Origin of the sequence: Halegenticoccus tardaugens, assembly GCF_004116405.1 — an archaeon.
Lineage (GTDB): Archaea > Halobacteriota > Halobacteria > Halobacteriales > Haloferacaceae > Halegenticoccus > Halegenticoccus tardaugens.
In genome coordinates, this window is record NZ_SDIC01000003.1 from 518,644 (window position 1) to 531,351 (window position 12,708).

13 protein-coding genes are annotated in these 12,708 nt (G+C 68.6%); 3 read left to right on the plus strand and 10 right to left on the minus strand.

The features are described 5' to 3' along the window. Window positions 1-24 precede the first annotated feature (24 nt). Both C3L37_RS10305 and C3L37_RS10310 read right to left on the minus strand, forming a co-directional pair. Window positions 25-681, minus strand: a complete 657-nt coding sequence (locus tag C3L37_RS10305) for an HVO_0476 family zinc finger protein (protein WP_129114515.1) — start codon at window positions 679-681, stop codon at window positions 25-27. A gap of 135 nt (window positions 682-816) precedes the next feature. Then, window positions 817-1,779, minus strand: a complete 963-nt coding sequence (locus C3L37_RS10310; RefSeq protein ID WP_129114516.1) for an aminopeptidase — start codon at window positions 1,777-1,779, stop codon at window positions 817-819. 289 nt (window positions 1,780-2,068) lie between these two features. Between C3L37_RS10310 and C3L37_RS10315 the strand changes: the two genes are divergently transcribed. Next, entirely contained in the window at window positions 2,069-3,130 is a 1,062-nt protein-coding gene (locus C3L37_RS10315) for a type II glyceraldehyde-3-phosphate dehydrogenase (RefSeq protein ID WP_129114650.1), read from the plus strand. A 16-nt stretch (window positions 3,131-3,146) separates the two neighbouring features. On the opposite strand, the gene C3L37_RS10320 is transcribed toward C3L37_RS10315, so the two are convergent. The 5 genes from C3L37_RS10320 to gap all read right to left on the minus strand — a co-directional run bounded on the left by C3L37_RS10320 (window position 3,147) and on the right by gap (window position 7,718). Continuing rightward, a complete protein-coding gene (locus tag C3L37_RS10320) occupies window positions 3,147-3,647 on the minus strand; it encodes a metallophosphoesterase (protein ID WP_129114517.1) in 501 nt (166 codons plus the stop codon). A 94-nt stretch (window positions 3,648-3,741) separates the two neighbouring features. Beyond that, entirely contained in the window at window positions 3,742-4,113 is a 372-nt protein-coding gene (locus C3L37_RS10325; RefSeq protein WP_129114518.1) for a VOC family protein, read from the minus strand. Between the two features lie 58 nt (window positions 4,114-4,171). After that, a complete protein-coding gene (locus tag C3L37_RS10330; protein ID WP_129114519.1) occupies window positions 4,172-5,395 on the minus strand; it encodes a phosphoglycerate kinase in 1,224 nt (407 codons plus the stop codon). Window positions 5,396-5,943: 548 nt separating this feature from the next. Further along, window positions 5,944-6,507: a hypothetical protein gene (locus C3L37_RS10335; RefSeq protein ID WP_129114520.1), complete on the minus strand. Its 564-nt coding sequence runs from the start codon at window positions 6,505-6,507 to the stop codon at window positions 5,944-5,946. A 155-nt stretch (window positions 6,508-6,662) separates the two neighbouring features. Then, window positions 6,663-7,718: a type I glyceraldehyde-3-phosphate dehydrogenase gene (gene gap, locus C3L37_RS10340; RefSeq protein WP_129114521.1), complete on the minus strand. Its 1,056-nt coding sequence runs from the start codon at window positions 7,716-7,718 to the stop codon at window positions 6,663-6,665. 198 nt (window positions 7,719-7,916) lie between these two features. Here gap and C3L37_RS10345 point away from each other — a divergent pair, with 198 nt between their 5' ends. Further along, window positions 7,917-8,288 (plus strand): Hsp20/alpha crystallin family protein, encoded by a 372-nt coding sequence (locus tag C3L37_RS10345; protein WP_129114522.1) that lies wholly within the window; start codon window positions 7,917-7,919, stop codon window positions 8,286-8,288. 28 nt (window positions 8,289-8,316) lie between these two features. Here C3L37_RS10345 and C3L37_RS10350 read toward each other — a convergent pair whose 3' ends face one another. The 3 genes from C3L37_RS10350 to nucS all read right to left on the minus strand — a co-directional run bounded on the left by C3L37_RS10350 (window position 8,317) and on the right by nucS (window position 10,646). Next, a complete protein-coding gene (locus tag C3L37_RS10350; RefSeq protein WP_129114523.1) occupies window positions 8,317-9,198 on the minus strand; it encodes an ATP-grasp domain-containing protein in 882 nt (293 codons plus the stop codon). Window positions 9,199-9,239: 41 nt separating this feature from the next. Further along, window positions 9,240-9,770 (minus strand): 50S ribosomal protein L16, encoded by a 531-nt coding sequence (locus tag C3L37_RS10355; protein WP_129114524.1) that lies wholly within the window; start codon window positions 9,768-9,770, stop codon window positions 9,240-9,242. Window positions 9,771-9,869: 99 nt separating this feature from the next. Next, the gene (gene nucS, locus C3L37_RS10360; RefSeq protein ID WP_129114525.1) at window positions 9,870-10,646 is read right to left on the minus strand and encodes an endonuclease NucS; all 777 of its coding nucleotides are present in this window, start codon (window positions 10,644-10,646) and stop codon (window positions 9,870-9,872) included. Between the two features lie 225 nt (window positions 10,647-10,871). On the opposite strand from nucS, the gene C3L37_RS10365 reads away from it, so the two are divergent. After that, window positions 10,872-12,584, plus strand: coding sequence for an asparagine synthase-related protein (locus C3L37_RS10365; RefSeq protein WP_129114526.1), 1,713 nt, complete (start codon window positions 10,872-10,874; stop codon window positions 12,582-12,584). The last annotated feature ends 124 nt before the right edge of the window (window positions 12,585-12,708 follow it).

Sequence of the window (12,708 nt, forward strand, 5' to 3'; positions counted from 1 at the left end):
TTCCGCGACGTTCGACGGAGCGTCTCACCAGGCGGACCACGCGGTGCTCGTCTCGTCGCGGGCGTACACCCGCTTTGCGTCCTTCGCGAACACCACGTCCCCCTCGTGGTCGAACTTGTCGAACCGGTACCCGCTCGAATCGTCGCGAACGTGGATCCCCTCCACCTCGAATTTCTCGTCGCCGAACGCCTCGACTTCGCCGACGGTGAACTCGTAGTCGCCGGGCACCTGCACCGTGAGGCTGCGCGTCTCGTCTCGGCGGCCGTCCTTCGGGTGGACGGTGACGTTGACGCTCACGTTGTCGACCGCGCGCGTCCAGATGGTCCGCACGTCCTCGACCGTCGCCTCGTCGACCCGGCGGTCCTCGCCGAGGTCGAGCGACGTGATCCGGGCGAGCATGATCGCCTCGGGCGTGTCGACGATGAACTCCTCGCCCACCGCGATGACCTCCTCGGCGGGCGCGTCGACGGTCGTCGAGACCGACTCGTCGCCCTGCGAGACCACGACGTCCCGCTCTACCGTCGTCTCGCGCTCGACCGACACCTTGTGGACGTGGCCGCACTCGGTGCATCTGACCGTCGCGTGGCCGCCGCCTCCCTCCTTGAGTACCTCGTGGACCGTCTCCGTCTGCGGCGAGCAGGACGGGCAGACGACTGCGACCTGCTCTGCGGGTTCGCTCATGCCTCGGCGTAGCCCGTCCGGGCGTAAAAGTCCGCGCTTCCGTCGGCACCCCCGACGCACGTCTTACGCTCGCGGCTTCACCGCTCGACACCCGGGAGGTCTACGACCTCCCCTGCTCGCGACCCGTGTCGCTCGCTACCGTGGAAGCTCCACTTCCACGCTGTCCGCCCACACGGTCGGCTCCCGGAGGATGCCGTCGAGATGCAACGGCGCGTCGACGTCGCCGCCGATGCCCGCATCGTCCCCGATGGCGACGTGGACGGTTCCCGCGGCCTTCTCGTCGAGCAGCACCGACCCCACGAGTTCCTCGACGCCGACGTTGGTCCCGATGCCGAGTTCGGCGAGGTTGTACGCGTCGCGGCCGACCTGTTCCGCGCCGGCTTCGACCTGCTCGCGCACGGCGTCGTCGTCGATGTCGATCACGTACCCGTCCTCCACCTCGAACCTGAGCTCCTGCCCCTCGTCGAGCAGACCGTACGGCATCATCGTCCCGTCGACGACGTACGTCCCGTTCGCCGTCTCGGGACTGACGAACACCTCGCCCGCCGGCAGGTTCGAGAACGCGCCGGGATCGTGGACCATCCCCGTGTCCGCGAGCCACTCGCGGTCGCCCGGCTCGAACGTGATGTCCGTCCCTCGCGGCGAGGTGACGCGAACCTCCTCCGCGTCCCCGACGCGTTCGAGCACCGCCGCGCAGTGCTCCGCGATGCTGCGGTAGTCGGCGTCGAGACCGACGACCATTACCTCCTCCGTGATCCCGGGGAGCGTCGCGCCACGAGCGCCCGCCTCGTTCGCCGCCCCGCGCGCGCGGGTGTGACTCAGGCTCTTCGTCGTCGGCGCGAGGAAGGCGTCCGCCGCCCTCATCGCCGCCGACACGGACGCGGGCGGCTCTTCCCCGTGTTGCGCCCCCGGCGGATACCGGGCGACGACGACGTCGTCCGTGATCTCGCTCGCCGCGTCGTAGAGCGCCTCGCCGATGCGCCGGCGCTCGTCGTCCGTGACCACGACGCACGACTCGTCGGATCCCAGATTCAAACACTGGCTCACGGCCGTCTCGGCGGCGTCGCGGAGGGCCGTCTCGTCGATCCCGTTGCTCATGCGGGACGAACGGGCCGGCGGGGGATTATGTTTTGCCCAATCGACGTCGTCGGCATCGGACGGCGTCGCCGGCGCCGAGTTCGGGGTCGCCGTCGTCGGAGGCCGTCGAGCGACGCCGAGGGGTCTTGAGGGACGCCGACGGGCCACCGCGACGCGGTTTTCGACCCGCAGCCGGGGACTTACCCGTTTTTGGAAAAATACCCGCGGATACTCGGTGCGGAGTTAATTTCTTATTGATTAGACCCGGAATAACTATCTGTCTCGGTGCGGGAGGACAGAACGAGTGCAAATGATAAAGGTGGGCGTCAACGGATACGGAACGATCGGCAAACGCGTCGCGGACGCGGTCCGAGCCCAGCCCGACATGACGCTGGTCGGCGTCGCGAAAACCCGACCGAACTACGAGGCGGAGGCGGCGGTACGGAAGGGGTACCCGCTCTACGCGGCCATCCCCGAGCGGTCGGACAGGTTCCGTCGGGCCGGTATCGACCTCGCCGGCGAGGTGGACGACCTCGTCATCGGGAGCGACGTGATCGTCGACACCACCCCGTCCGGGATCGGCGCGGAGAACCGCGCGCTGTACGAGCAGTACGACACGCCCGCGATCTTCCAGGGCGGCGAGTCCGCGGACGTCGCCGACGTGAGCTTCAACGCGCGGGCCAGCTACGAGGCGGCCGAGGGCGCGGACTTCGTCCGCGTCGTCTCCTGCAACACGACCGGTCTCTCCCGGCTCCTCGCCCCGCTCCGCGAGGAGTACGGCGTCGAGAAGGCGCGCGTCACCCTAATCCGGCGCGGCGGTGACCCCGGACAGGTCGACCGCGGTCCGATCAACGACATCCTCCCGGACCCGGTGACGGTTCCCTCGCACCACGGCCCCGACGTGAACACGATCTTTCCCGACCTCGACATCGACACCGTGGGCGTGAAGGTGCCGGCGACGCTCATGCACCTCCACAGCGTCAACGTCACGCTCGGGGAGTCGCCCGACGCCGACGACGTGAAGGCGCTGCTCGACGCCGAGTCGCGGCTGTTTCTCGTCCCCGACGAGGCGCGGATCGACGGAACGGGGAAGCTCAAGGAGTTCGCGATGGACACCGGTCGCCCGCGCGGCGACCTCTGGGAGAACTGCATCTGGGAGGAGTCGATCTCGACGGTGGGCGACGATCTGTACCTCTTCCAGTCGATCCACCAGGAGAGCGACGTCATCCCGGAGAACGTCGACGCGATCCGCGCCATCGCCGGTCGGGAGTCGCGGGCCGACAGCATGGCGACGACCGACGAGCGCCTCGGCGTCGGCCTCGAAAGCCTGTTCCGCGGCCCGCGCCAGCGGGTCGTTCCGGCCGACGACTGATCCCCCGTCGCGTCGGCTAGCCTAGCCTGCGGTGCGTCACCGCGTCGGTTCCCGCGCGTTCGGTGTCGATCGTCGCGACGTGGAACGCGTCGTCGGCGTCCGGGATCGGCAACCCGCCGGGGTTGACGCGGATCGTCTCCCCGCGTTTTTCGACCGCGCGCTCGTGGGTGTGGCCGTGCAGGACGTAGTCGTAGTCGCCGCAGTCCGCCAGGGCGTTCCGCAGGACGGCGTTCGTCCCGTGGTAGGCTGCCACCGAGACGCCGCCGAAGTCGAGCGCCCCGCACTGTCCGAGGTAGGTGCCGAACGACTCGACCGTCGACCGGAGCGCCCACTCCCCGTCGTTGTTGCCACGGACGTAGTAGAAGTCGAACGACGAGTCGAACGGCCCCACAGAGAAGGGCGCGACCGCGTCGCCGCAGTGGATCACCGCTTCCACGCCCTCGTCTTCGAAGAACTCCACCGCCGCCTCGACCAGGTCGAGGTTGTCGTGGGTGTCGGAAACGACGCCGAGTTGCATACGTCCCGTTCGGTCGCCCGCGACAAGAAGGTGGTCGGCGAGCGGAGCGGCGGTCGACCGGAGAGGGCCGAATGGGCTGAAACCGAACGCTCGATCAGGCCTCGTACTCGCAGAAGCCGAGTCGGTTGCCGTCGACGTCCTGGAAGGTGAAAAACCGAATTCCGGGGGCTGCCTCGACTGGCGAGACCTCGACGCCCCGCGACGTCAGCGTCTCGTGTGTCGCCTCGATGTCGTCGGTGAAGAAGTTGAACCGCTGGTGACCGTCGCGGTCGTCCGACGGGTCGTCATCGCGAACGAGCGTCAGCGGCGTCTCCCCGACCTCGATGGCCGCGTAGCCGGCGTCGTCATCGCGCCACCGCACGTCGAAGCCGAAGACCTCGACGTACCAGTCGACGGCAGTTCCGAAGCGGGCGACCGGCAGGAAGACGGTGTCGATACGCGGCGAGAGCGGGGTTTCGTCCGTCATCGGGACGGTCGACGCCCGCAGACGCGATAAAGCTACGTCGGACCGAGCGTCGGATTCGTCACGCGCTCTCGGCGGCGCGTTCGAGCACCTCCACCCCCACCAGCGGCTCGCCCGTCAGCGCCCGGATGTACGCCCCGCCGGCGATCGAGACGTGCGAGAAGTCGTCCTCGTCGAGTCCGTACAGTTCGATCGCGCGCGAGGTGTCGCCGCCGCCGACGACGGAGAAGCAGTCGGTCTCGGCGATCGCTTCGAGCACGCCGACGGTGCCCTCCTTGAACCGCTCGTCCTCGAAGACGCCGAGCGCGCCCTTGACGAACACGGCGGCCGAGTCGCGGACGATCGACTCGTACGCCTCGACGGTTCCGGTGCCCACGTCGAGGTACGCTTCGGTCTTCTCGTCGATCTCCGCCACCTCGCGCTCGGCGCGCTCGCCGGCGTCGTCCTCGTAGGCGAGGTCGACCGCGAGGCGGATCTCGTCGCCGCGCTCGTCGAGGAGCGACTCGATCGTCCCGTGGTTCTTCTCCCACTGCTCGTCGAAGAGGTCCATGTCGTCGACGTCGTACCCGACCTCGCGGCCCGCGGCGCGGAGGAACAACTCGCCGGCGACGCCGCCGAGACAGAACGTGTCGACCGTGTCGCCGAGGTTGTTCATCACGTCGATCACGTCCGTCGCCTTCGTCCCGCCGACGACCATCGTCACGTCGCCGTCGAACTCCCGCCCCGAGATGCTCGTGTTCGCCTCGTACTCGGTTTCCATCACGCGCCCGGCGTAGGCGGGGAGCACGAGCGGGAAGCCGACGAGCGATGCGTGCGCCCGGTGGGCCGCGGAGTACGCGTCGTTGACGTACGCGTCGAACTCCGGCGCGAGGGTTTGCACGAAGTCGCTTTCGGCGTGTTCTTCGGGCTCCTTCTCGGGGAGTTCGTTGTCGGCCATCCGGACGTTGTCGAGCAGCAGCGCCTCGCCCGCGTCGAGATCGCGGATCGCGTCGACGGCTTTCTCGCCGTAGACGTCGTCGGCGAAACCGATCTCCCGGCCGACGTGTTCGCCGAGGATCTCGGCGTGCTGGTCGAGCGAGACGAAGTCGTCGCGGCCCGGTCGGCTCTGGTGGGCCAGCAGGACGACCCGGTGGTCGTCGTCGAGGAGTTCCCGCACCGTCGCCGCGTGCCGGGAGAAGCGGCGGTTGTCCTGCACCGCGCCGTCCTCGACCGGGGAGTTGAGGTCGAGGCGGACGAGGACGCGCCGTCCGGGTTCGAGGTCGTCGAGCGTTTTGAATGATGCCATCCCGTTCGGAGTGTCGTCGGTCGCCGACTTAGAGGTGGGCGAAATTCGATCGTCGATCCGCCCGCGGTTCGTTTGTGTGGTGGGGTTCGTTTGTGTGCGTGGGGTTCGTCGTCGGGGGAGGCGGTCGGTTCGGCGTGAATTTTCTTTATGCGTCGAGAGCGCGGGGGTGAGGCGTCTGAGCCCGGCGGGCGACGCGTTTCATCCGCTCATCGTCCGGCGGATGGGTTCCGAACGAGATGTCGAATCCGACGGAATCCGACGTCGACAAACGCGACAGCCCTCGAAAGCCCCCGCCCCGCGGACGACGCACGGCGACGCAAGGACCGCAGTCGAGCGAGCGAAGCGAGCGAGACGAGGACCGCAGCGAGTCGCGCGAGTCCGCGGGACGGCCCCTTTCTGTCCCACCCACGGCCTCTGCCCTCCCCAGCCTCGCGGTCGGCACGGGAGCCGACCGCTCCCTCGCGCGACGTGCTCGCGCGCGGAGGCGCTCGCGCCGCGCGCCGGCGATCCCAATGTTCGAGAGCGGCCCGAGCCGACACGGCTCCGGTTCAGAGTTCGACGAGCACCGAGTCGGCGGCCTCGTACGCGCGCTCGCCGTCGGCATCCGACAGTTCGAACTCGACGTCGACCGCGAGTTCTCGGGGTGGTCTGTCACTCGTTTGGAGGACGAACTCCGTCGTGAGCGTCCCACGGCCCTGCGAGCCGAGGTCGTCGACCTCGACGATCGTCCGGCCGCTCCGGTCGGTTCGAAAGCGCATCTCGGGGAACTCGCGACCGCCGGGGGCGTTCAGGTACACCTCGCTCGCGTGATCCGGATCGCCCGGGAGCGTCGCGAAGCGGTACCGGACGCGGTCGAGGGTCGTCCCCTCGGCGTGCCACGCGCTGACGCGGAAGGGATGAAACCGACCGTCGTCGTCGACGTCGTGACGTATCGAGGCGACGAGGAGGCGATCACCATCGCGGCGAAACGAGAGGTGCGTCTCGTCGTCCTCGACCTCCGTTTCGGCGGACGAGAGGGTGAGGGGGTCCGACGCGGTGGCGGCGAACCGACCGCAACCCGAGAGCGCGGCGGTCCCGAGCGCCACGGCGGGGAGGAACTGGCGGCGTCGCATGCCAGTCCGGACAGGTCAACGAACCATAAGCTTTCCCGGTGCGGGTGCTATCTCGGGGGAGAACGCCGACGACGTCGGTGGGATCGATCGACGGGTGGGATCGACTGGACGAGCGGGACCGACGGCTGAAAAAACGCGATCGAGCGGCGGCCGACCTACTCGGCCTTACCCGAGACGTACGCCGCGACGTCGAGCATCCGGTTCGAGAAGCCGTACTCGTTGTCGTACCACGTCAGCACCTTCGCGAGGTCGCCGTTGTCGAGGACGCGCGTCGAGTTGAGGTCGACCGTCGAGGAGAACGGCAGGCCGAGGATGTCCCGGGAGACGATCTCTTCGTCCGTGTAACCGAGCACGCCCGCGAGCTCCCCGTCGGCGGCCCGTCGGAACGCGTCGTTGATCTCCTCCGCGCCGGGGTTCCCGTCGAGGTCGACCGTCAGGTCCGTGATCGACCCGTTCGGGACGGGGACTCGCATCGCCATGCCGTCGAGCTTGCCTTCGAGCTGCGGCAGGATCTCCGTCGTCGCCTGCGCCGCGCCCGTCGTCGTCGGGATGATGTTCTCCGCGGCGGCGCGACCGCGACGCGTCTTGCCCTTCGGCCCGTCGATGAGGTTCTGCGTCCCGGTGTAGGCGTGGACCGTCGTCAAAAGCCCCGATTCGATGCCGAACTCGTCGTCGAGAACCTTCGCGACCGGCGTGACGCTGTTCGTCGTGCAGGAGGCGTTCGAGACGACCTCCTCGCCGTCGTACTCGCCGTGGTTGACGCCGTAGACGATCTGCTTCACCGGCTCGTCGCCCTTCGGCGGGGCGGAGATGAGCACCTTGTCAGCGCCGCCGGCGAGGTGGGCGCTCGCGTCCTCGCGCGTCCGGAAGATGCCGGTGCACTCGAGCGCCACGTCGACGTCGAGGTCGGCCCACGGCAGTTCTGCCGGACTCTGTTCGTTGTAGATCGGAACCGAGGTCCCGCCGAGGGTCAGCACGTTGTCTTCCAGTTCGATCCCGTCGAGTCGCCCCATCACGGAGTCGTACTTCGCGAGGTACGCCATGTCGTTGGGGTCCATCACGTCGTTGATTCCGACCAGTTCGATCCGCGGGTCGTTGAGGACGGCGCGGAAGACGTTCCGACCGATGCGTCCGAACCCGTTGAGCCCGACGCGCACGACCTCCGATTCGTCTACCCCGTCCCCGGCGCTCAGGTACGATCGTTCACTCATATACGAGTTAGTAGCGGCCTCAACTACTTAAACCCGGGTGGAACTCGTCTTCGCGGCCGAATCGTCCCCTTCTCGTCTCTCTTCGGTGGTAGACGTTCACCGTTTTCCTCGGAGATCGTCCCTCGCTGCTGGCACGTCACGCGATATCGTCGCACACACGTCAGAAAGCTTTTGAGCGAGAACGGCCTACCGGCGTACATGGACAGAGACGACCGCGACGATCCGTTCGATAACATCTTCAACGAGATCGAACGGATGATGAACGAAATGACCGGCGGACCCGAGGACCGGACGGGATTCGCCACGGAAACCCACGTCGACGTGTACGACGAGGGCGACCGCATCCGACTCGTCGCGGACCTTCCGGGCGTCGAGAAAGACGCGATCGAACTCAAGTGCGACGGCGAGGTGCTCACCATCAGCGCCGCCAGCGCGCGCCGCGAGTTCGACGAGCGAGTTCGTCTCCCCGCGCGCGTCGACGAACACTCCGCGGAGGCGTCGTTCAACAACGGCGTCCTCGAAGTGACGTTCGTGCGCGCCGAGGACTCGGCCGCGATCGACGTCGAGTAGGCGAGCTTTCCTGCCGATAGTCGCTCCGTCACCCCGTTCGCTCGTCGCCCCGTCGAGCCGTCCGTTCGACGAGCGCCGCGAGCCGCTCGTAGAAGTCGGCGTCGTACTTCGCCGCCGCGTCGACCGTCGGGCGAGCGTTCGTCTCGTTGACCACGATCCGCCCGTCCGATTCGAGGAGGTCGACGCCGAGGTACGGCACGTCGAGTACCTCGGCCGCGCGTTCGGCCAGCCGTCGGTGCTCTTCGGGGAGGTCGACGGGCGTCGCCGCCGCCCCGCGGTGGACGTTGTGCTTCCAGCGTCCCTCGGCGAGCGCGTCCGCCGGCAGGCGTCGCTCCACCGCGCCGACGCACTCGCCGTCTATCACCATCGCCCGGTAGTCGCGGGCGTCGGGGAGGAACTCCTGGAGCAGGTACGAGCGATCACCCGTGGCCGGATACTCGTGGAGCAGGTTCAGGTAGTCCGCGACGCCGAGCGCCGCGTCGAGGTCGGACGCCTTCGCGACGCCGACCCCGTGGGTCGTCGAGTTCGGCTTCACGACGACCGGAAAATCGAGCGACGAGAGCGCCTCGACGACGGCGTCCTCGTCCGCCGGGTTCGACACCATCGTCGTCTCCGGCACCGGCACGCCCGCCCGCCAGAGCGCGGCGATCGCGCCCGCCTTGTTCCGCGAGGTGAGCACCGCCTCGCGGTCGTTGACCCACGGGATCCCGAGCAGCGCGTCCGCGACGCCGCCTTCCATCGGTCGCGGCGGGAAGACGAACCCGACGTCGAACGACTCGGGCCACGGCTCCGTGAGGGGGACCATCCGCTCGTCCGTCCCGAGGTGGCGAACCTCGATGCCGCGTTCCGAGAGGGGGCCGCGCACGCGCTCGAACGTTTCGGCGCGGGTGGCGACCGCGAGCCTGAGCATACGCTATCGGAGGCGTGAGGGGCCAAAAAAGTGCGTTCCGCTTAAGAGACGAGCAGATTCTCGCCCTCTTCGACGACGATGCGACACGGCGGCGACATCTTGTTGTACGCGCGCCTGAGGGCGTCCTTCGCGACGTCCGCGTCCTCGGGGTTGCAGTAGATCGTAAAGACCGTCTCGCCGCGCCCGACGCGCGCCGCGGTGCCGACCGGCTTCCCGAACGACTGCCGCATCCCGTCGGAGACGCGGTCCGCTCCCGCACCCGTCGCCTGCTTGTTCTCGCGGATGACGTGGTGGGGGAACTTCCGCAGGACCATCTTGTAGTTCTCCTGTCCGACGTGCTTCAGCATGAGCCGGTTCGCCGACAGGCGCGCCGATTCGAGCGCGCCGTGGCGGATCTGACACTCCTCTTCGACCCTGAGACTGATGTGTACCGGGTAGTCGTGGGGGCCCGTCTGGAGATTGCCCATGTTGTGCTGTGCGATCTTCGAGCCAGGGATCCCCGTGATGTACTCGCGGCGCGTGTACGGGGGGTTGGAGATCTCCCGGTACATGGAGGCCGGTTTGTCTGCCATGGTTACTTGCGCTGAACAAGGCCGACGCCGCGAATAAAGCCTTCGATGCGTCTCCTAACCGCCGTGCGAGACGAGGGCACGCGCCGACGGGACGACCGGCTACGGCGATCCACCCTCTTTCTCGCCGCCATCTCCGCTCCTCCCCCCGGACGGTCGCCCGGTGTCGAGGTCGATCGCGACGAGCTCGAGCCCCTCCCTGTCGAGCATCGCCGCCGTCCGGTCCGTGATCGAGGGTGCGACGAGAATTCCCCGGACCGGAACCCCCTCGCCGAACTCGCGTTCGAGCGCGTCGACGTAGCGGCGAAGCTGGCTCGCCGCCGAGGGGCCGACGCGCCGCCGCTTGAGTTCGACGACGACCGGCGCGCCCGCTTCGTCCTCGCCGTAGATGTCCATCGGGCCGGCGGCGCTCTGCCGCTCGGTTTCGAGCGGGACGAACCCCGGCTCGACGACCGACGGCGAGTCGAGGATGTGCTGTCGGAGGTCCTCCTCGCTGCCGCGCAGATCGAGCGCCCGTCCGCCGGTCACGGCGAGCGCCGAGAACTGGTGTACCCGCTCGAAGCGAACGTCGAGCGTCTCGTCGGGGTTCGAGCGCGTGCTCCGAACCCGCAGCTCGCCGTCGCGGACGCTGGCGTGGTGTTCGCTGCCCGGCGGCTGCCAGTTGACCGGCGTTCGTTTCTCGTCCGTGTGGACGAGCGCCGTCCCGTCGGGCTTGAGGATGACGAGCCGATCGCCCGCTCCGAGCGTGCTCGCCGCCCGCCCGTCGTACTCAACCGTGCAGCGACCGAACAGCGTGATCAGCTCGCCGCGCTCGAACGCCTCCTCTAGCTCCCAGAGCACCTCTCTGTGCGTCGGCTGGTACAGTGTCGTCGCGCGCATGGGGTCGTCGGGTCCGCCCTCCCTTGGCGTTCACCCCGTAAAAGGGGCGCGCGTTTGGCCGACGGATCGGCGTCCATCCGACGTCGAATCGGCGTCGGCTCGACGTCAATCCGTCGTATAACTTCCTGTTTAGCGGGCCCTAGCGTTCGTTACGCGCCGGTTTACCGATCGCCTCCGTCCGTTAACCAAATCATACTGATAAGACAGTTAGTAGACGATATCCCCATGGATGGTCGCCTGACCGTGCTCGTCTCCGACCCCGACGCCCGCGCGATCGAGACCGAAGCGGGGACGTGGGTCGTCTCCGCGCTCGACGCCGACGCCGTCGAGGGGCTGCTTCGCCGAGCCGAATCGATCTCCGAGGTTCGACGGCGCGTCGGCTCCGCGACCGAGGACGCGGCGCTGGTGTACGTCCCCGACGACAGACGCGCGGTCCACGCCTACCGCACCGTCGTCGGGAGCCGATCGCTGTTTTACCTCCGTGGGTCCGACGGCGGGGCCGTGGTCACCGACCACTTCAAGAGCGCGCTCGCCCGCCTCGCCGTCGAGGACCGAACCGTCACGCGCGCCGCGATCGCCGATCACCTCCTGTATCGGACGCCACTCCCCCCGTACACGGTCGTGTCCGAAATCGAGTCCGTCCCGCAGGGAGCGTGGCTCGCGTGGGACCTCGCGACCGAGGAGCGGACGACGACGGCGGTCGATCGACTCTCCCCGAAACGGCCGCTGCGTCCGGCGACGGCGCGTGCTCGGCTCGACGAAACGCTCGCGGGACTGCTCGACCTGGACGGGGACGAAGACGCGCTCAACCTCTACTCCGGCGGCGTCGACTCGACGCTGGTGCAGACGTACCTCGACGACGCGCCCATGCTGCACGTCGGCGTCGACTCGCCGGAGTACGCCTTCGAGATCGAGTACGCCCGGGACGGAGCCGCGCGATTCGACGCCGAGTTTCGACAGGAGATCCTCGACGAACGCGGCGTCCTCGCCCGGCTCGAATCGTGCGTCGACGCGCTCGGGTCCCCTTCCCTCCCCCTCATGTCGGGGCTGATCGACGCCGCGTTCGACCGCTGCGCCGGCCGACGGTACGTGATGGCGATCGGCGCGGACGCGCTCTGCGGTTCGACCGGGACGAAGAGCGCGCGCGTGGCGTCGTGGCTGGGACCGGCGTTGACGTCGTCGGTCAGCGCACCGCTTCGAAGGCTCGCTCCCGGGAGCGTCGGCGCGCAACTCGACTGGTTTCGAACGATCGCCGAGCAGTTGCGGTTCGACTCGGCCGACCCGCGGTCGTTCCCGCAGCACTTCGCCGCGTACACGAAGCCGGCCCTCGTCGCCGACCTTCTCGGCGAGGACGTGGTGGCGCGCCGGTGCCGCGAGGGGGTTCGGTACGTCCACGACAGGGTCGACGTCGGTGCCGGCGACTCGTTCGGCCGCCGGATCGAGATGGCGCACCTCCTCTCGATCTACAGCCACCAGACGGGCTGTCGATGGCGACAGCTCGCGGCCTCGCACGGCCACTCGCTCGTGACGCCGTTCGAAACGCGGAGCGCGACCGAGAGCGCCCTCGCGGTCCCCTCGCCGCGACGGTACGTCACCGGCCCGCCTCGCTCCCGGCGACTGTCCACGAAGCACCTCCTCAAGCGACTGCTCGCCCGTCGCCTCCCGTCGTATCCGACGGCGCAGCCGAAGGGCTCCGGGGTGCTCCCGTTCGGGCGGTATCTCTCTGAGGGGGCGCTCGCGCACGTCTTCGACCGCTACCCCGCACCGGCGTTCGTCGCGGAGGCGACGGGCGACGCGGCGATCGAAAACAGCGGCCGGCAGGCGTGGAACCTCATCACCTACGTGATCTGGCGCGACCGCGTCCTGCGGAACGACGACCTCCGACCGGCACCGACGTCCGTCCGGCTCGAATCGCGGGCGGCGGCGCGCGTCGGGTAGCTCCGTCCTCCTCCGCGGCGCACCGACGCCGTGGTCTCCCTGCGCCGCATCGATCCCTCGATCCACCCACGTCCCATCAACATTCCGACCCATCGGACACAACGTTTTCCACCCGGCGGATCGA

Excerpts from the sequence above, each read along its gene's own strand:
- C3L37_RS10305 (WP_129114515.1), bottom strand. The coding sequence starts at position 681 with ATGAGCGAACCCGCAGAGCAGGTCGCAGTCGTCTGCCCGTCCTGCTCG.
- C3L37_RS10310 (WP_129114516.1), bottom strand. The coding sequence starts at position 1,779 with ATGAGCAACGGGATCGACGAGACGGCCCTCCGCGACGCCGCCGAGACG.
- C3L37_RS10315 (WP_129114650.1), top strand. The coding sequence starts at position 2,069 with ATGATAAAGGTGGGCGTCAACGGATACGGAACGATCGGCAAACGCGTC.
- C3L37_RS10320 (WP_129114517.1), bottom strand. The coding sequence starts at position 3,647 with ATGCAACTCGGCGTCGTTTCCGACACCCACGACAACCTCGACCTGGTC.
- C3L37_RS10325 (WP_129114518.1), bottom strand. The coding sequence starts at position 4,113 with ATGACGGACGAAACCCCGCTCTCGCCGCGTATCGACACCGTCTTCCTG.
- C3L37_RS10330 (WP_129114519.1), bottom strand. The coding sequence starts at position 5,395 with ATGGCATCATTCAAAACGCTCGACGACCTCGAACCCGGACGGCGCGTC.
- C3L37_RS10335 (WP_129114520.1), bottom strand. The coding sequence starts at position 6,507 with ATGCGACGCCGCCAGTTCCTCCCCGCCGTGGCGCTCGGGACCGCCGCG.
- gap (WP_129114521.1), bottom strand. The coding sequence starts at position 7,718 with ATGAGTGAACGATCGTACCTGAGCGCCGGGGACGGGGTAGACGAATCG.
- C3L37_RS10345 (WP_129114522.1), top strand. The coding sequence starts at position 7,917 with ATGGACAGAGACGACCGCGACGATCCGTTCGATAACATCTTCAACGAG.
- C3L37_RS10350 (WP_129114523.1), bottom strand. The coding sequence starts at position 9,198 with ATGCTCAGGCTCGCGGTCGCCACCCGCGCCGAAACGTTCGAGCGCGTG.
- C3L37_RS10355 (WP_129114524.1), bottom strand. The coding sequence starts at position 9,770 with ATGGCAGACAAACCGGCCTCCATGTACCGGGAGATCTCCAACCCCCCG.
- nucS (WP_129114525.1), bottom strand. The coding sequence starts at position 10,646 with ATGCGCGCGACGACACTGTACCAGCCGACGCACAGAGAGGTGCTCTGG.
- C3L37_RS10365 (WP_129114526.1), top strand. The coding sequence starts at position 10,872 with ATGGATGGTCGCCTGACCGTGCTCGTCTCCGACCCCGACGCCCGCGCG.